This is a genomic window from uncultured Paraglaciecola sp. (assembly GCF_963977085.1).
In the GTDB taxonomy this organism is placed as follows: Bacteria; Pseudomonadota; Gammaproteobacteria; order Enterobacterales; family Alteromonadaceae; genus Paraglaciecola.
In genome coordinates, this window is sequence record NZ_CAXBNC010000015.1 from 115,944 (window position 1) to 132,088 (window position 16,145).

The 16,145-nt window shown below is 41.3% G+C and carries 19 protein-coding genes; 11 read left to right on the top strand and 8 right to left on the bottom strand.

What is annotated here, in order from left to right:
• Window positions 1-18 precede the first annotated feature (18 nt).
• The 3 genes from AAC000_RS16515 to AAC000_RS16525 all read right to left on the bottom strand — a co-directional run bounded on the left by AAC000_RS16515 (window position 19) and on the right by AAC000_RS16525 (window position 3,190).
• Window positions 19-141: a DUF3149 domain-containing protein gene (locus tag AAC000_RS16515; RefSeq protein WP_339724155.1), complete on the bottom strand. Its 123-nt coding sequence runs from the start codon at window positions 139-141 to the stop codon at window positions 19-21.
• 96 nt (window positions 142-237) lie between these two features.
• Window positions 238-738 (bottom strand): DUF6702 family protein, encoded by a 501-nt coding sequence (locus AAC000_RS16520; protein ID WP_339724157.1) that lies wholly within the window; start codon window positions 736-738, stop codon window positions 238-240.
• Window positions 731-3,190, bottom strand: coding sequence for a M1 family metallopeptidase (locus tag AAC000_RS16525; protein ID WP_339724159.1), 2,460 nt, complete (start codon window positions 3,188-3,190; stop codon window positions 731-733). Before AAC000_RS16525 ends, AAC000_RS16520 begins: the two co-directional genes overlap by 8 nt.
• 270 nt (window positions 3,191-3,460) lie before the next feature.
• Between AAC000_RS16525 and proB the strand changes: the two genes are divergently transcribed.
• The 3 genes from proB to AAC000_RS16540 are packed head-to-tail and all read left to right on the top strand — an operon-like array spanning window position 3,461 to window position 6,324.
• The gene (gene proB / locus AAC000_RS16530) at window positions 3,461-4,558 is read left to right on the top strand and encodes a glutamate 5-kinase (RefSeq protein ID WP_339724162.1); all 1,098 of its coding nucleotides are present in this window, start codon (window positions 3,461-3,463) and stop codon (window positions 4,556-4,558) included.
• 38 nt (window positions 4,559-4,596) lie between these two features.
• The gene (locus AAC000_RS16535) at window positions 4,597-5,847 is read left to right on the top strand and encodes a glutamate-5-semialdehyde dehydrogenase (RefSeq protein ID WP_339724164.1); all 1,251 of its coding nucleotides are present in this window, start codon (window positions 4,597-4,599) and stop codon (window positions 5,845-5,847) included.
• 27 nt (window positions 5,848-5,874) lie between these two features.
• On the top strand, window positions 5,875-6,324 hold the full coding sequence (locus tag AAC000_RS16540; RefSeq protein ID WP_339724166.1) for an HAD family hydrolase: 450 nt from the start codon (window positions 5,875-5,877) through the stop codon (window positions 6,322-6,324).
• Here the strand turns inward: AAC000_RS16540 and AAC000_RS16545 are convergent.
• Window positions 6,321-7,127 (bottom strand): helix-turn-helix transcriptional regulator, encoded by an 807-nt coding sequence (locus AAC000_RS16545; RefSeq protein WP_339724167.1) that lies wholly within the window; start codon window positions 7,125-7,127, stop codon window positions 6,321-6,323. The genes AAC000_RS16540 and AAC000_RS16545 overlap by 4 nt on opposite strands.
• Window positions 7,128-7,214: 87 nt before the next feature.
• Between AAC000_RS16545 and AAC000_RS16550 the strand changes: the two genes are divergently transcribed.
• Entirely contained in the window at window positions 7,215-7,595 is a 381-nt protein-coding gene (locus AAC000_RS16550; protein ID WP_339724169.1) for a DUF3224 domain-containing protein, read from the top strand.
• A gap of 13 nt (window positions 7,596-7,608) precedes the next feature.
• Window positions 7,609-8,016: a GFA family protein gene (locus AAC000_RS16555; protein WP_339724170.1), complete on the top strand. Its 408-nt coding sequence runs from the start codon at window positions 7,609-7,611 to the stop codon at window positions 8,014-8,016.
• 55 nt (window positions 8,017-8,071) lie between these two features.
• Here the strand turns inward: AAC000_RS16555 and AAC000_RS16560 are convergent, their stop codons facing one another.
• Window positions 8,072-9,547 carry a M20 family peptidase gene (locus AAC000_RS16560; protein ID WP_339724172.1) on the bottom strand — a complete coding sequence of 492 codons (1,476 nt, stop codon included), beginning with the start codon at window positions 9,545-9,547 and terminating at the stop codon, window positions 8,072-8,074.
• A 73-nt stretch (window positions 9,548-9,620) separates the two neighbouring features.
• Here AAC000_RS16560 and AAC000_RS16565 point away from each other — a divergent pair, with 73 nt between their 5' ends.
• From AAC000_RS16565 to AAC000_RS16585, 5 genes are all read left to right on the top strand, one after another.
• Window positions 9,621-10,514 carry a DMT family transporter gene (locus AAC000_RS16565; protein ID WP_339724173.1) on the top strand — a complete coding sequence of 298 codons (894 nt, stop codon included), beginning with the start codon at window positions 9,621-9,623 and terminating at the stop codon, window positions 10,512-10,514.
• A 274-nt stretch (window positions 10,515-10,788) separates the two neighbouring features.
• Window positions 10,789-11,277, top strand: coding sequence for a sigma-70 family RNA polymerase sigma factor (locus tag AAC000_RS16570; protein ID WP_339724175.1), 489 nt, complete (start codon window positions 10,789-10,791; stop codon window positions 11,275-11,277).
• Between the two features lies 1 nt (window position 11,278).
• A complete protein-coding gene (locus tag AAC000_RS16575; protein WP_339724177.1) occupies window positions 11,279-11,860 on the top strand; it encodes a hypothetical protein in 582 nt (193 codons plus the stop codon).
• A gap of 100 nt (window positions 11,861-11,960) precedes the next feature.
• A complete protein-coding gene (locus AAC000_RS16580) occupies window positions 11,961-12,902 on the top strand; it encodes a sodium-dependent bicarbonate transport family permease (RefSeq protein WP_339724179.1) in 942 nt (313 codons plus the stop codon).
• A 632-nt stretch (window positions 12,903-13,534) separates the two neighbouring features.
• On the top strand, window positions 13,535-13,936 hold the full coding sequence (locus AAC000_RS16585; RefSeq protein WP_339724180.1) for a GFA family protein: 402 nt from the start codon (window positions 13,535-13,537) through the stop codon (window positions 13,934-13,936).
• Window positions 13,937-14,253: 317 nt separating this feature from the next.
• Here AAC000_RS16585 and AAC000_RS16590 read toward each other — a convergent pair whose 3' ends face one another.
• Window positions 14,254-14,436: a hypothetical protein gene (locus tag AAC000_RS16590; protein ID WP_339724181.1), complete on the bottom strand. Its 183-nt coding sequence runs from the start codon at window positions 14,434-14,436 to the stop codon at window positions 14,254-14,256.
• A 206-nt stretch (window positions 14,437-14,642) separates the two neighbouring features.
• Here AAC000_RS16590 and AAC000_RS16595 point away from each other — a divergent pair, with 206 nt between their 5' ends.
• Entirely contained in the window at window positions 14,643-15,044 is a 402-nt protein-coding gene (locus tag AAC000_RS16595; protein ID WP_339724183.1) for a DUF1428 domain-containing protein, read from the top strand.
• A gap of 141 nt (window positions 15,045-15,185) precedes the next feature.
• Here the strand turns inward: AAC000_RS16595 and AAC000_RS16600 are convergent, their stop codons facing one another.
• Both AAC000_RS16600 and ureG read right to left on the bottom strand, forming a co-directional pair.
• Entirely contained in the window at window positions 15,186-15,368 is a 183-nt protein-coding gene (locus tag AAC000_RS16600; RefSeq protein WP_339724185.1) for a hypothetical protein, read from the bottom strand.
• Between the two features lie 49 nt (window positions 15,369-15,417).
• Window positions 15,418-16,035, bottom strand: coding sequence for an urease accessory protein UreG (gene ureG / locus AAC000_RS16605; RefSeq protein WP_339724187.1), 618 nt, complete (start codon window positions 16,033-16,035; stop codon window positions 15,418-15,420).
• Window positions 16,036-16,145 lie beyond the last annotated feature (110 nt).

Here is a 16,145-nt window from a genome sequence, read left to right on the forward strand (position 1 = left end):
GAGAAGGAAGCTCATTGTTTAACGATTTTCTTTAGTATTATGGATAAACAAATACGCATAATACCCAGCCATTACTACAATCATTCCAATTCCAAGAATTGAACCCCAAGCCACTGGATCGTTTAATATTAAATCCCACATAATCATTAACCTCTGTTAAATAATTTGATAACAGAGGTAATTTTAGTGTGTTATTACTAGCCTATATTGATCCAGATCAGCTTTATTATAAGGTGACTAATGTTCAAATGAGAGCGTTAGCAGCTCAACTGAATCGGCAAAAGTTAATGTTTGCAATTTGCCTTTACCTTCAATGTTAATAGTGTTGATTTGCTCAGGCCAAAGATCACGTAGGGCATTATGACGGATTGTCATATTGTCTATTTGAGTGGGTTGTGTTGTTTCTTGGTATACCCATAAAAACTTGCCATCTATTTCAACTCCTACCATTTTTAACGGCAGAGGTTGTTCCTCACTATCAAACAAACTAAAACGATTATTCACATACTCGCCAAACTGCTCTTGGGTCTCTTTTGAGTCAATGATGTCTGCATCTTTACCAAAGATTTCTTTTACGGCATGTTCAGCATCGTGCACCCTAAAGCGATGCATGACTTCGATGTTTTCGGTGCGTGCATTAAACAAAACAGTGCTAAAAGAGGTTTTTTGCTGGTGTGCTGAAATAGAGAACGCTGCAAACAGCAGCGTCCCTATTGCCCAAAGAACAACCTTATTCATTGTTGTCTTTGTCATCTTCATCGTCGTCTGTTTTTAGCTCGGTTTTAATATCTTGCATGATATCTCGAGACACTTTTCTTGTGCTTTTCTTGGATTTGTAAGCTTCGATACGTGACGGGATAATTTGACGTGGGTAATGGTTGTTATCCACATTTACATCGGCGGTTTCCCAACGTGGATCTACAGTGACACTAACCAACTCTTTATCCTTGTCAGTGATTATCATTTTATTGACTGCTTTAGGCGTGCGGCGCCAAATTTCCGCAGGAATATATTGATTCTCTTTGGTACCATCAGCAAAAGTAAGCTCTAAGATGATTGGCATAACCAAGCCACCTTTGTTTGAAAACTCTAACACGTAGTAGTTTTTATCTTCTTTTACTGCGCGTTCAAAGGCTGTTTTTTCCCATGGGTCTAATTTCTTTAAAAACTTCTGATAGGCGTTACGTTCTTTATTCGTCACAGTAAATCTATCATTTTCGTCGTAGAAATCAGTGATATCAGGGAACCGCTCAACCCATAATTTTTTGCCTTCGGCTTTATTACGCTCATCAGTTAAAGATAAGGGTTTGTCCAATTCTTCTTGGCGTAAACGGTCAAAATCGATATCAGGATCTTTGGTATCCAAACGCAACTTTGAAATTTTATCTATGGAAATATCCACATGATCTGTACTGTAAAACCAACCACGCCAAAACCAATCTAAATCAACCCCTGAGGCTTCTTCCATAGTACGGAAAAAATCTGCTGGTGTAGGACGTTTGTATTTCCAGCGTTGTGCGTATTCTTTGAATGCAAAATCGAATAATTCACGACCTAATAAGGTCTCGCGCAGAATATTTAATGCAACGGCAGGTTTGCCATAAGCATTCGGTCCTAAACGTAATACGCTATCTGATTGCGTCATAATAGGCACTTGATTCGAAGACTTCATATAGCTCACTATATCGCGAGGCTCTACACCCCAAGGAATAGTTGGATCCCATTCGCGACCTGCTACACCATCTAAAAAGCTATTCAGACCTTCATCCATCCAAGTCCATTGACGTTCATCAGAGTTGACCACCATAGGAAAGTAAATATGCCCCACTTCGTGAATAACTACGCCAATTAAGAAACGTTTTTCCGCTTGTGAATAGGTACGGCTACCGTCGTCTTGTAATTCAGTGCGCGGGCCATTGAAGGTGATCATGGGGTATTCCATACCGCCTACAGGTCCGTTGACCGATTGTGCTACTGGATAAGGGTAGTCAAAAGAAAACCGGCTATACACTTCTAATGTTTGGATAACGGCTTCAGTGGAATATTTTTTCCATAAATCGCCGCCTTCTTTAGGGTAAAAAGACATCGCCATAACCAGAGGTTGATCTTTGCCACCTTGTTGATGACCACGGGCATCCCACATAAATTTACGAGAAGAAGCCCATGCAAAATCACGGACGTTTTCAGCTCTGAATTTCCATGTTTTGGATTTCTCGGTGCCTTCTTTTTCGTTTTCTAAAGCTTCTTCTTCAGTCACAACAAATACAATACGATCAGCTGTTTCTGCTTCTTTTAGGCGTTTACGTTGTGTCGAGGTCAAAACGCTTTTGGGGTTTTGCAACGCACCGGTTGAGCTCACAATATGATCAGCTGGTACTGTCAATTCAACATCGTAGTTACCAAATTCTAAGGTAAACTCACCACGGCCAATAAATTCTTTATTGGTCCAAGCTTCGTAATCTGTGTAGGCATGTAAACGTGGAAACCATTGGGCTAACAAGAATATATCATTGCCACCTTCACGATCGTCATCAGGAAAATGTTCGTAGCCCGAACGTGCCGATACCGCATCTTCTTCCACTATGTTGAAAGCATAATCGATTGAAAATTCCACTTTTTTACCAGGCTTAAGGTGTTCTGGTAAATCGATACGCATATTGGTACCTACAATAGTGTGCTTTAGGCTATTGCCCCTACTGTCTTTAACCGATTGAATGTCGTAACCCAACACATTGTCGTCAGTAAATTGTTGGCGGCGTAATGCGCCTAAACTAAGCTGTGCAGGTTTACTGCTAGACGCTGCTGATGTCGCTGGACCACGATTACCAATGCCACCAAAGGTAGTTGTCATGGCAGACATTGAATCATTTCGAAATTTATTTTGATCCAACTGCACCCAAAGATACTTGAGGGTATCTGGCGAATTATTGTGATAAGTGATGTCTTGGCTAGCGGTAATTCGACGTTTTGCTTCGTCTAACTTAGCTTTGATTTTGTAATCTACTTGTTGTTGCCAATAAGCATGCCCAGGTTCACCAGCTGCGTTGCGGTATACATTGGGGGTAGGAAGTGACTCGTCTAATTGGCGAAATTTATCTTCAAAGTCGCCTTTAGTTTGATTAATTGCTGCATTTGCCGAGGCAATAGTCGTAAACGACAGCGCTGCTATGATGATGAGTTTATTAAACATTATATTCCCTGGTTGTCGTAAATGGTGATTTGCGGGGCAATTTTTAGAATTTTTTTGACCGCCGCCCTATTTTATTACAAATTTTAAGAAAATTCTCACTATAACTGAGCGCTATTAAGACCGTTTTATGCGCATTTATCTTTCAAAGTGGTTGTTTTGGGATGAATCAATTCCTAAACCATTAATTTTTAGATCATAGCTTATAACTACAATGGCTTGTTTCTCTATGGTTTTATCGTACTCTAATCCCATAAGTTCTCGAGGTAGAGTATGTTTAAAGTCAATTGGAAACGAGCAGTGATTAAAGTAGGTAGCAGCTTAATTGCGCCTAATAATAATCAATGTAGTCAGGAGTATCTAAGGCCTATCGCGCAATTTATTAGCGATAGTCGTAAACAAGGAAAAGAAGTGATTTTAGTCTCTTCAGGCAGTGTTGCCGCTGGAAAGGGCAAAATTGCGTTTAAACATCATCCTTCGATTGTAGAAAAGCAAGCCATGGCGGCGATTGGACAAACCCAAATGATGGCTAACTGGGCAAGCCTATTTGACTTTGATTGCGCGCAAATATTGTTAACCTCTGATGATTTACATAATCGCACCCGATACGTCAATATCAAAAATACCTTGCGAGAATTATTAAAAAATAATGCGTTACCCATAGTTAATGAAAACGACACTGTGGCCATCAACGAATTAAAAGTGGGCGATAATGATAATTTGGCAGCATACACTGCGCTGGTAGCGGAAGCAGATACCTTGATTATTTGTTCAGACATTAAGGGCTTGTATGATGCTGATCCTAGAAAAAATCCTGCTGCTCAGTTAATCCCTGAAGTGAGCGTTATTGATGACCGCATTTACCTTTTAGCCGGTGGTGCTGGCAGTGATGTGGGTACCGGTGGTATGAAAACTAAAATCCAAGCGGCGCAAAAATGTGTGGATTCGGGGATTCAAACGCTGATAGTCAATGGTCGAGACCCAAGTGTATTTACAGATTTGGCGATGGGACATTCTCCGGGCACCTTATTTAAGCCTAATAAAACCCTAGATAATGCGCGAGATAACTGGTTAAGGCATACCTTAAAAACCAAAGGTAGCATCGAAATTGACCTAGGTGCCAAACAAGCTTTGTTAGAAAAGGGCGCATCACTTTTACCCTCTGGTATTATTAAGGTTAGTGGTCAATTTATGTCTGGTGAGGCCGTTAATGTTAGCTACAAAAACACACCTATAGCCAAAGGAATAGTGCTGTATAGTGGCAGTGATTTAACGGCAATAAAGGGTTTAAACAGCCAAAAAATCGAAGCCACTTTGGGCTACACTTTTGGTGGAGTAGCAATACATCGTGATGACTTAGTGTTGCTTTAAGGCACATCTATTCAATATTTATACAAGGGACAAACATAATGAGTTTCTCTATTACAAGTGCTGCCCAACAAGCTAAAAAAGCAGCGCGTCAAATTGCCAGCTTGACGTCAGGGCAAAAAAATCAACTGTTAATCGCTATTGCTGAGGCATTAGTCGCTAACACAGCGGACATTTTAGTGGCTAACGAAAAAGACTTATTGGCAGGTAAAGAAAATGCTTTAGATGCCGCCATGTTAGATCGTTTGGCTTTAGACCCACAACGAATTCAAGGTATTGCAGATGCAGTAATGGAAATTGCTGGTCAGTCTGATCCAGTAGGTTCAATTTCCAAAATTGAACGTATGCCTAGCGGTATTCAAGTAGGAAAAATGCGTATCCCTTTAGGGGTGATTGCGATGATTTATGAATCCCGCCCTAATGTGACTATTGATGCCGCCGCTTTATGTCTAAAGGCTGGGAATGCAGTGGTGTTGCGTGGTGGTAAAGAAGCCTTACATTCCAACTTAGCCTTGGCCGAATGTATAAAAACTGCCTTGGCGAAACAACAGTTAGACCCTGCAGCTGTGGTGGTGGTGCCAGATCCTGATCGCGCTGTGATGAACGAGTTAATGACACTCAACGAGTCTATCGATTTGATTATTCCTCGAGGTGGTGAAGGCTTAATTCGCTTTGTGTCAGAAAACAGCCGTATCCCAGTGATACAGCATTATAAAGGTGTTTGCCACTTGTATGTTGATAGCGCTGCCGATCAAGACAAAGCATTAAACATACTTAAAAATGGTAAAACGCAACGTACAGGTGTGTGTAATTCTTTAGAAACACTAGTGGTACATAAAGACATTGCAGAGTCATTTTTACCTAAAGCTGCGGCAATGTTGGCAGAGCATAATACTGTGGTACATGCTTGTGAAAACAGTATCAGTTATTTTGCAGGCGCACAGCCTGCAACAGAAGACGACTGGCACGCAGAATATTTGGCGATGGAAATTGCAGTGAGAGTGGTTGACGACTTTGAGCAAGCCATTGAACATATTGAAGAATATAGCTCTGGACATACAGAAGTCATTGTTAGCCAAGATTATTCTAAAACCCAAGCCTTCATTCGCCGCATCAATTCGGCGGTAGTGATGGCCAATGCTTCATCGCGTTTTTCTGATGGCGGTCAATTAGGGTTAGGCGCTGAAATTGGTATTTCCACCAGTAAACTCCATGCCTATGGACCTATGGGCGCAGAATCACTTACCACTGAAAAGTTTATCGTGATGGGTGATGGTGAAGTACGCGCTTAGTTTGAGATGGTGAAGACTCAACACTACTTGTTTGATTGGGGTGACACCTTGATGGTGGATACTCCCGGTCAAACAGGACCAATGTGTGATTGGCCTACAGTGCAGGCTGTGGATGGTGCCAAAGCATGTTTGCAGCGACTTAGCCGCTTTTCTCCATGTCATTTAGCTACCAATGCTGAAGATTCTACAGAAATGCAAATTCGCTTAGCCCTAAAAAGAGCGGGGTTAAGTGACTATATTCAACGTATTTTTTGTCGTGAAAACCTTGGTATGGGAAAAACCGATGCTGATTATTATGTGGCAATAACGGAAAAGTTAAATGTGATCCCAGAGAGTATTACTATGGTTGGCGACTCACTGGAGCGGGATGTTCAGCAAGCAATAAAAGCAGGATTAAAAGCGGTGTGGTTCAATCCTAAAAACACGCAAATCCAGTCAAATTATACGATTATCACTCAATTAGATAAGTTGATTTAGCTAAGCAAGGTTTTTGCTAGGGCATATTGCTTGGGCGTGATATTCAGAAACTCATTAAAGTCTCTAATTAAATGTGATTGGTCGGAATAGTCCAAATTTACGGCCAACTCTGCCAATGTAAGTCGCTGATTTTCTAATCTCTCTAACGCATGGTGCAGACGATATTTTCGGATCAGCCATTTAGGTGATAAACCCACATAGGTTTTAAACAGGCGTTGTAGACTGCGTACTGAGGTGTGGGATAGTTGCGAGAGGATTTCAACACTGTTGATGGCATGGTTGGTTTTTATTTGTGTAGCAAGTGTTTGCACTGCATGTGTTGCGGGATCTAATTTATGGGCATATTTTTGTAATGCTTGGCTTAAATAGGTAACAGTGATTTTATCGTTTCGCGTATCTAAGGTGTTTTCAATTAAAGCCTGCGGGTTCAATTCGAAAATCTGCGTTACTGCAAATTCTTTATCTACTGCTTGGTCTATTAGACAAGGTAGCCTTTTAGCCAAAACACCCAGATTAAACTTAACTCCAATAATTTTGCCTTGACCTTGCATGGTATAACGGTACTTTTTGCTCACAGGCCCCAGTATTTTTGCACCTTTGTCGCTTACGACTAAATGCATATTCGGGTCTGGCAAGTTTTGTTGAGTGTGTGCTGGCTGGCCACGCAGATCCCAATCCACTAGCCAAAATTGTTCAACTAAAGGAGCGAGTTCTGGTGTTGGCAAGTAACGCCTTAATTGAAACTTTTCAGCGCTAGGTGTTGGGTATAGAACGCCGGAAATCTTTTTATCGCTAGTTTGCATTAAAGGACTTGTTTGTCGTGTTTGTTCAATATTGACTGTTGATCATGCATTAGACTAGGCTTTTGAGCAAACCTAATAGAGATAACTATGCACACATTAACAGGTCAATTTCAGATAACAGACTGGCAAGAGACGACTCAAAGTGAACATGATGGTCTAAAACGCAGTTTAGCGAACGTCAAACTTGATTATAGCGGTGACTTGACTGGTACCAGTGAATTACAGTATTTGTTGAGTTATCAAAGTGATGGTAGCGCAGATTTTGTTGGGTTTGAAAGTCTTCAGGTAACTATAAATGGGGACTCAGGCAGTCTTATATTAAGGCATATTGGCCGTTTTGTTGCGGGAGTGGCAAAGAGTCAATTTGAGGTGCTCCAAAGCACTATTAAGGATAAGCTCATTGGTTCAACAGGGAGCTTTACCTCGGGTGAAAATGGCCAAGCGCAATACTCTATTGAAGTCAGTTAGTTTAGGAGATTACATGAGCGAAAAAATTAGTGGTGGTTGCCTGTGTGGTGCGGTCACTTATGAAGTTGAGAATGATTTTAATCGTTTCTATTTTTGCCATTGTCAGCAATGCCGAAAGATTACCGGTTCGGCTCATGCGTCTAACTTGTTTACGCGCCCCGACGCCATTCAATGGACGACCGGCGCGACCTATAAAAAACAATTTAACTACCCCGAACGAGATTTTACCGTGGTATTTTGCACTGAATGTGGCTCTGGTTTACCTTTTGTGACTACCAGTGGCAAAGTCTTAATTGTGCCTGCAGGTAGTTTAGATGCTGAGCCGAACATTCAACCCAATGATAATATCTTTTGGGCTGAACGAGCAGCTTGGTATGACGAGGGTACACATGCCCACAAGTGTGATGGTTTTCCTCGCTAGTCGGAACTCAGAATAAGTTGCTCTGCCTAGCAATACTCTTTTCCAGAATCCAAGGTTAATTAGCAGTGGTTTCACCGCTGGCTGTTTGTTGTAACATCGCATAATAAAATTGAATGGCGTTGAGGTAATCCTGCACCGCAATTTGTTCATTTAAACCATGGAACTGTTTGAGTGAGTCAGGATTGAGTGAAACCATCATAAAGCGATAAATATTGTCTGAAAGATGTTGAAAATGCCTTGAGTCTGTTGCGCCTATCACTAAGTAAGGCGTAACTAGTACATTGTCATCCAAACGTCTAATTGAACTTTCAATCAACTTAAATCCAATGTTATTGGTAGGTGAAACTGCTGATGCTTCGTTGGCGAGTTCAGTAGAAAGTGTCACGCGGGGATCGTCAATCACTCGTTCAAGATGAGCTTGAATGCTAGCAATAGTGTCACCGGGTAAAATTCTAAAATTCACTACAGCAGTGGCAATAGTGGGCAATACATTAGATTTGGTGCTGCCTTGTAACATGGTGACAGCTGTGGTGGTGCGAGCGCTTGCTGCAGAGCTGGGGCTTTTTAGTAATGTGCTAAGAACAACAGGCTTAAACAACCACAGGTTAGCCAAAGGTAATCGTTGTGATAACGGCATTGAATAACCAATGTTATCGAACATTAAATCAAAAAATTCGAGGCGTGCATCAAATGGATTATTTTCTACATTAACAATGGCACTTGCTAATATACCTGCTGCAGTATGCGCTGGTGGTTGTGATGAATGCCCGCCTTCACCTTTTACTGTAAGTCTAAAGTTTACAAAGCCTTTTTCGGCCACTCCGACTAGAGCTATAGGTTGAGTTGGGCCGGGAATAATGCCGTCGCTAATTACGCCGCCTTCGTCTAGGATAAATTCAAACTGAATATTTTGCTCCGCAAAATATTTGGCTATGGCTATTGCTCCTTCACCACCGGTTTCTTCATCGTGACCAAAGGAAAAATAGATATCTCTTTGTGGCGTGTTATTTTGTTTTAAGTACCACTCAAGGGATTCCATTAGCGCCAGTACACTGACCTTGTCGTCAATTGCCCCTCTACCCCAAATCACGCCGTCTACCACGTTGCCGCTAAAGGGTGGTTGCAACCATTGGTCTTTGGTCTGTTCGTCAACGGGCACAACATCCATATGCCCCATAAACAGTGCCGGTTTGAGTTGTGGGTTTTGGCCTTTTAGATGAAAGACCATACTGTAGTTTTTGAACTTAGTGAGCTCGGCTTTTTGGTGCACCAAGGGAAAAGATTGCTTTAAATGTTGGTGAAATGCCTGAAACGCTGCTGGCTCTAATTTGCTTGTATCATCATAAGATACCGTAGGAATTTGTAACGCTCGACTAAACCTGTCTATTGCAGCGCTTTCATCTAATGGGATAGGAAGTAAAGATTGAGTCACTTGGTATTGGTTGTTTTCAAATACGCTTGTGGCGCGATAAAACACAATAGCCACTAAAATCACGGCTAAGATGGTAACAGGCAGCAATATTTTTTTCATTTGGCAGTCACTTATTCTTATTTACTGGGTAAACTTGGCATCAGTATATCCTTTGTCCAAGAGTAATAAAATATTGTCTAATCCCGTTCTGTTTTCTGTTGTGGTGCTTATTTGGGGATCGACTTGGCTGGCTATTACCTATCAGTTTGGTGAAGTCGACCCTACTCTTTCGGTGGCTTATCGTTTTTTTATCGCCGCGACTATTCTTTTTAGTTACTGCAAAATCAAAAAGTTATCGTTAAGTTTACCTAGGCATATTCATATTAAAATGGCCGGTGTGGGTTTATGTCTTTATACCCTTGATTACACGCTTTTATATCAAAGCCAGCAGTATATTATTAGCGCGATAGTGGCGTTAATGAGCTCATGTATGGTGTATATCAACGTATTATTGCGCCGTGTCTTATTAAAGAAACCCATTCGCAAAGAAGTTATGATCGGGGCAACTTTAGGTATGTGTGGCATAGGTTTAATCTTTCTACCTGAGTTTTCAAAAGTCAGTGCTAATCAGTATCTGTTGTTAGGGATAGGCTTGGCTTTTAGCTCATTCTTTTTTGCCTCTTTTGGTAATGTCATTTCTGAACGTATCCTTGATCATGGTACCCCTGTGATCCAAATGAACTTTTGGGCCATGAGTTATGGCGTTATCTTTATTTTCACCGCCGCCATGTTTAATGGTGCTGAATTTACGTTGCCGCGCAATCCTAATTATTACTATTCGATGTTTTATTTGTCGGTATTTGGATCGGTTTTGGCCTTTGGTGGCTATATGCAACTTGTTAAACAAATGGGCTCTGATAAAGCCGCCTACGTGGTATTGGTTTACCCTATTGTTGCTTTACTTTTGTCGACTTTGTTTGAAGGTTATCAATGGCACATAGAGGCCTTTATTGGGGTTGCCATCGTTTTGTTAGGCAATGCGGTCGCTATGGGGAAACTACCGCTGCCTTTTAGCAAAGGGAAATAAAACCTGTGATCAAGGTTGCCTACGCTTTTTGTTTTATCAATAACGAGGTCATCAATCCTGTTTAGTTAGTTGTTTAAAGATTACTTTTATGCCAATTTTATATGTTTGGCCATCAACATTAGGTAAGTATTTTTGCTGTCATAGATTTCCTTTCATCTCATAGTCTTGCGCTAAGTAAAAATAATAAAGAATATTTGTAATATTTTTATGGCGTTAGAGACTAGGTTATTGAATCTACATTTTTGTCTGTTGTTATTAGGAAATACTGGGTCACTTGAGCAGCAATTTTAAAGACGTTTTACAACAACATGCTGCCTTATTAGGCCGTGTGGCTGCGACCTATGAAGCTAATTTTCATTTGCGTCAGGAGTTGTTGCAGGAAATTTCTTTGGCCGTGTGGCAAGCAATGGAAAAATTCAAAGGCGACAGCAGTGTTAAAACTTATGTGCTACGAGTGGCCCACAATAAAGCTATTACCCATGTTGCTTATCATGCCAAACAGCCTCGCAACGACAGCTATTGTGAAGTAGAAACTCCACATCCAAGTCAGCAGGCCAGTTCTGACGTGCACTTTGCTCAACAGCAGCAGATTCAAACCATGCTGAAAGAAATTAGAAAAATGCCCATTCAAACTAGGCAAGTCGTGACTATGTCAATGGAAGGGCTTAGCTATGATGAAATTGCGGATGTCTGTGGTATCAGTAGCTCAAACGCTGGGGTGATACTCAATAGAGCGAGAAAAGTGTTAATGGAGAGCATTTAGTATGTCTGAGCATCAAGACTCACTGAGCCAACTATGGCATAACCAAAAGGTTGAACAAGCAGACCTCTGCGAGGTCACTAAAAAATGGCGCAAGGTAAAATTAAAACAGCGTTTTTATGTGGCTTTGGATTTTTTTAGTCTGAGCATTCCTTTTGCTATTCTATGGGTTAAAGCGGAGCAACTAGATAAGTTTACCTTGGGGCTAATATTTGCTGTGATGTCTGTTTCAGTGGTGATGGTGTTTTATATCACTTGGTTGCGGCGTTTTTCTTTAGGTTGGTCAAATGTCTCTACAGAGCAACATATTCAACAGTTACAAAAACAAATTCAAAACAACATTAAAATCGCAAATCTGAGTTTGCATTCTGTATGGTGTGTGGTGCTGTTGTTAATGGTTTTTTATGGCACATTGTATTATTTTCAAGTTTATCCCCCTGAAAAACTTGTGGAGAAAATGTTGCTCTCTGGCGCAATCAATGCCATTGCCTTGCCTTGTATTTGGGTGTGGGCGTCTAGGCGTAAAGCTAGATTTAACAAAGAATTAATAGAATTGAATCACTTACTAGATGGCAGTGCTTCTTAAGTGTATAAGGTATATTAAAACGCCAGCAATTTTGTGGTTGAAACCTTTTGTTATGCCCTTATTCTAGGGCCATTCATTTTATATCTAATAAGAGAAAGCTATGCCTGACATTGTTGTCATGTTTTTCCTGCTTGGCCTGATCGCTGGGCTTGTTCGTTCTGACCTTAAAGTGCCTAAAGCGACCTACGACACAATGAGCCTGCTGTTGATGTTAACCATTGGTCTCAAAGGAGGTATGGCGCTACATGGAAAGTTGAGTTGGGCACTGGTACCAGAACTTGTCATGGTGGGGATATTAGGGGGGATTATTCCGCTATTGTTATTTCCGATACTCAGAAAACTTGTGCAGTTGTCACTAGCTGACAGCGCCAGTATTGCAGCCCACTATGGCTCGGTAAGTGCCGGTACTTTTGCGGTGGCATTGGCTTATGTGGAAACAAACCACCTCGCAGTTGCTCCTGAGGTGACTTTGTATTTAGTGTTATTAGAACTGCCTGCCATTGTGGTGGGCTTGTTGTTGTATCGTCATTATCAAACGGGTGTTTCATCTACTCGCATGGGTAATTTATGGCATGAGTCATTCACCAACAGAGGTGTGATTTTACTTTTGGGCGGCGTGATTATTGGTTTTATGTATGGCTATCAAACAGGTAGTGAAGTCACAGAGTTATTTACTGGAATATTTAAAGCGGTACTTGCTTTGTTTTTATTAGAAATGGGCTTAGTGGCAGCGGGTACGTTACAACCTATCCCCTTTAAACACTGGCGGTTGTTAGTTTTTGCACTATTAGCGCCTAGCGTGTTGGCCTTTTTTGGAATTGCAGCGGGTTATATGTTGGATTTAGGTATGGGGTCAACGCTGATTCTTGCTAGCTTGTTAGCGAGCGCCTCGTATATTGCGGCACCTGCTGCGATAAAAAGCAGTATAGATGATGCAGATATTGGTTTAGCTATGCTGGCTTCGTTGGGGTTAACCTTTCCATTCAATGTGATAATTGGTATTAGCTTTTATCATAAAATTATTGAGTGGTGGTTTGTATAGGTGGAATGGCTCTTTAAATTTTTATGCCCTGACAGGGGACTAACCCTTTGCCTAAGGTAGTTTTTGCGCCACCCTTGCTTTATTAAATTGCATGTCATTTGACAGTGGTCGCACTATAATATGTCGGTATAAAAAACAAAGTGCATTAAGTGTCGTTGCTTGAGTTTTTAATGCAACATGCTGGTCATTTTACAAATAGCTAAGAAAGACTCCCACTTCGCTATCACCTATTTCATTCGGATGTCGTTTATGATGGTAAAGGATGAAAAATTTAATCTAATAAAGTTAATATTTGATGGTGCGTTTCGCATAACCTTTGGTTGTCATTAGCTCTGAAATGTATGTTAAAAAAGCCGAGTTCATCACTCATTTCCTTGTGAATGTGGCTGTATAAGAATGCAGAGATAGGTAGTTAGTCGTTTTGCAAATGACTAAATAAGTGGGTCGCTCGCTTTCACCCTCTCTGAAAAATAGAATTTTTATTAACGCATTGAATAGGTTAATAAACTGGGCTGATGTGAGCTGAGTCATAATCGCGATAGAAGGCGTAATGAAAAATCTAAACGGGCTTCAAGCCTTCTATTAAGTTGTTATGAGTGCGTCACTTACAAGCCATAGAAGAAGGGAATTTTATGACTGAATATTTGGGTTCTTGTCTATGTGGTGCTGCGAAATTTGAAGTGCAAGGAGAGTTCGATAGCTTTTACCTGTGTCACTGCCAGCATTGCCAAAAGGATAGCGGTTCTGCTCATGCGGCAAATTTATTTTCACAGTCAGCTAAATTAATCTGGTTAGCAGGTTCAGATTCTGTAACTACCTTTACGCTTGCAGGTACTCGCCACAAAAAAAGTTTTTGTAAGGTTTGCGGTTCAGCATTGCCAAGCACTCATAACGCAGGTCTTCTTGTCATTCCCGCTGGGTGTTTGGACACGGAAGTCTCTATATCACCAACAGCTCACATTTTTACATCTAGCAAAGCTGTTTGGGATAAAGAATTAGGCGCATTGCCAAAGTTCGATGGGCTGCCAGATTGATAGCCCATCACATAACACATATGAGCCTCTGGTTAGTCAATAGGCACTAGTCATCTTTTGACCACTCTTGCAAGATCAATCCAAACCTCTGAACTAAGCCGTTTACTTCATCTGTCTTTGTGACTGTTAGGCAATCGCCTGCAGCAAACACATATAGAGGCTCTCTTATGCGATCTCATCGCAGCCTACATCTTCAATATCCATTTTGATAGCAGGGGCACTAGACATTCATCGGTTAAGCCAACACTGGCACTATTCAAGAATAGGGCTAGTTAAATCAGCCAGTTTGTTTCAGGCTCAGGTTAGGTGTAAGCGATTTAGCTCAAAGTATTGATGCGACAACCGCGTTGCACGCCTATCCACTGTCTAATCAAGCCGAGTAGTTGCCAAGCGTTGGTATATAAATAGTGAAACGGATTTATAAGGTTTCTAGCAATTTCTGGAGTTCTCAGTAAATATGTAGTTTCTAGCATTGCGTTATAGTCTTCTAATGACATCATAACTACTGGAGCTTCGCTGTTACGAGTAATGAAGATTGGTGCGTGCTCATTACAAAAATTCGCCTTTGTATTTATTAAATTTACTTCTAACTGCTCAATAGCTTATTGCATCCATGGAGACTCCAAATTGTTTCATGTACCTTAATCTGTGCATGCCTACGCAATGACAGATAACAAACAATTCAATTATCACTAGCGGAGCAAATATGGCACATTATATTGATGGATTCGTTCTTCCCGTTCCGTGCGATCACCTAAACCAGTATAGGCGACTCGCTGAAACGGTTGCAGAGATTTGGAAGGAGCATGGCGCGCTCGATTACCGGGAATATGTTGGTGACGACTTGAAATTGGAGGGAACTCGCTCGTTCACTGATCTCGTCGCCGCATCAGAAGGTGATGTTATCGTGTTTGGGTGGGTGGTATTTGAATCTCGAGAGGCACGTGAGCTGGCAAATACTAAGGTCGCCGCTGACCCAAGAATGGTGGATTTGATTGCTTCTTCGAATTCTGGATTTGATGCTAGAAAGATGGCTTACGGTGGTTTCCAACCGCTCGTTGGAACGTCTAATACTCTCATTGGAACGTCTAACAATAAGGCCGGATAACAAGTTACTTAATTTTGCCGCATAAAGCTGGGCTGGAGCCATTACAAACCAGGCTTCGCCCTACAATGTTTGTATTTGCCCATTAGCAAGACGCCGCCGCGGGAGAAACCAATAAGCGACAGCGAATGCTTCTATTCAGTCTTACTGCTGTTTACCTTTATTTCTTGCTTTAAACCAAACAAAGCCTTTATAGGCGACGAGTGCACATAAGCTCCAAAAAGCGATGTGGTAGGCAAAGTGAACATTTTCGCCAAGGGCATGATCTTCGTGTGCCATAGCGCTGCTAGTAACAAATAAACATACCAGAGTGAGTAGGTATTTCATGGGGATTCCTTAAATAGTTAATTTTCAATTGTGTTCATGACGCCTGTTGCTATACCCGCAGCATGCCTTCTTTTTCTATAAACTGGATGATCTCATCTAAGCCCTGTTTAGTTTTCATATTACTGAAAACAAAGGGTTTGTCACCGCGCATTTTTTTCGCGTCGCGATCCATTACTTCTAATGATGCGCCAACTAAATCAGCGACATCGATCTTATTGATGATTAATAAGTCAGACTTAGTAATACCAGGCCCGCCTTTTCGAGGGATTTTATCACCGGCAGACACATCAATCACGTAAAGTGTTAAGTCTGATAATTCAGGGCTAAAAGTGGCGCTTAGGTTGTCACCGCCGCTTTCCACTAATACAAAATCTAAGTTGGGGTGGCGTTCTTGTAAGTCATCGATGGCCGCTAAGTTCATTGAGGCATCTTCGCGAATAGCTGTATGCGGACAGCCACCGGTTTCTACACCTAAAATTCGGTCTGCTGCTAACGCACCATGGCGGGTTAAAAACTCGGCGTCTTCGCGGGTGTAAATATCGTTGGTAACCACTGCCATGTCATATTTATCTCTTAGTTCAAGACATAACATCCGTAATAACGCAGTTTTTCCTGACCCCACTGGACCACCCACACCTATACGTAAAATTTGTTTGTTTTTGCTCATTGCTCACTTCTTTATTAATTGTGTTTGTTTACTTACGTTTACTAGTGCTTAATGCTCTAGAAGCTAGAAGCTAGAAGCTAGAAGCTAGAAGCTAGAAGCTAGAAGCTAGA

Excerpts from the sequence above, each read along its gene's own strand:
- AAC000_RS16590 (WP_339724181.1), bottom strand. The coding sequence starts at position 14,436 with ATGATGTCATTAGAAGACTATAACGCAATGCTAGAAACTACATATTTA.
- AAC000_RS16535 (WP_339724164.1), top strand. The coding sequence starts at position 4,597 with ATGAGTTTCTCTATTACAAGTGCTGCCCAACAAGCTAAAAAAGCAGCG.
- AAC000_RS16595 (WP_339724183.1), top strand. The coding sequence starts at position 14,643 with ATGGCACATTATATTGATGGATTCGTTCTTCCCGTTCCGTGCGATCAC.
- AAC000_RS16575 (WP_339724177.1), top strand. The coding sequence starts at position 11,279 with ATGTCTGAGCATCAAGACTCACTGAGCCAACTATGGCATAACCAAAAG.
- proB (WP_339724162.1), top strand. The coding sequence starts at position 3,461 with ATGTTTAAAGTCAATTGGAAACGAGCAGTGATTAAAGTAGGTAGCAGC.
- AAC000_RS16515 (WP_339724155.1), bottom strand. The coding sequence starts at position 141 with ATGTGGGATTTAATATTAAACGATCCAGTGGCTTGGGGTTCAATTCTT.
- AAC000_RS16525 (WP_339724159.1), bottom strand. The coding sequence starts at position 3,190 with ATGTTTAATAAACTCATCATCATAGCAGCGCTGTCGTTTACGACTATT.
- AAC000_RS16555 (WP_339724170.1), top strand. The coding sequence starts at position 7,609 with ATGAGCGAAAAAATTAGTGGTGGTTGCCTGTGTGGTGCGGTCACTTAT.
- AAC000_RS16545 (WP_339724167.1), bottom strand. The coding sequence starts at position 7,127 with ATGCAAACTAGCGATAAAAAGATTTCCGGCGTTCTATACCCAACACCT.
- AAC000_RS16600 (WP_339724185.1), bottom strand. The coding sequence starts at position 15,368 with ATGAAATACCTACTCACTCTGGTATGTTTATTTGTTACTAGCAGCGCT.
- AAC000_RS16560 (WP_339724172.1), bottom strand. The coding sequence starts at position 9,547 with ATGAAAAAAATATTGCTGCCTGTTACCATCTTAGCCGTGATTTTAGTG.
- ureG (WP_339724187.1), bottom strand. The coding sequence starts at position 16,035 with ATGAGCAAAAACAAACAAATTTTACGTATAGGTGTGGGTGGTCCAGTG.
- AAC000_RS16550 (WP_339724169.1), top strand. The coding sequence starts at position 7,215 with ATGCACACATTAACAGGTCAATTTCAGATAACAGACTGGCAAGAGACG.
- AAC000_RS16520 (WP_339724157.1), bottom strand. The coding sequence starts at position 738 with ATGAATAAGGTTGTTCTTTGGGCAATAGGGACGCTGCTGTTTGCAGCG.
- AAC000_RS16585 (WP_339724180.1), top strand. The coding sequence starts at position 13,535 with ATGACTGAATATTTGGGTTCTTGTCTATGTGGTGCTGCGAAATTTGAA.
- AAC000_RS16580 (WP_339724179.1), top strand. The coding sequence starts at position 11,961 with ATGCCTGACATTGTTGTCATGTTTTTCCTGCTTGGCCTGATCGCTGGG.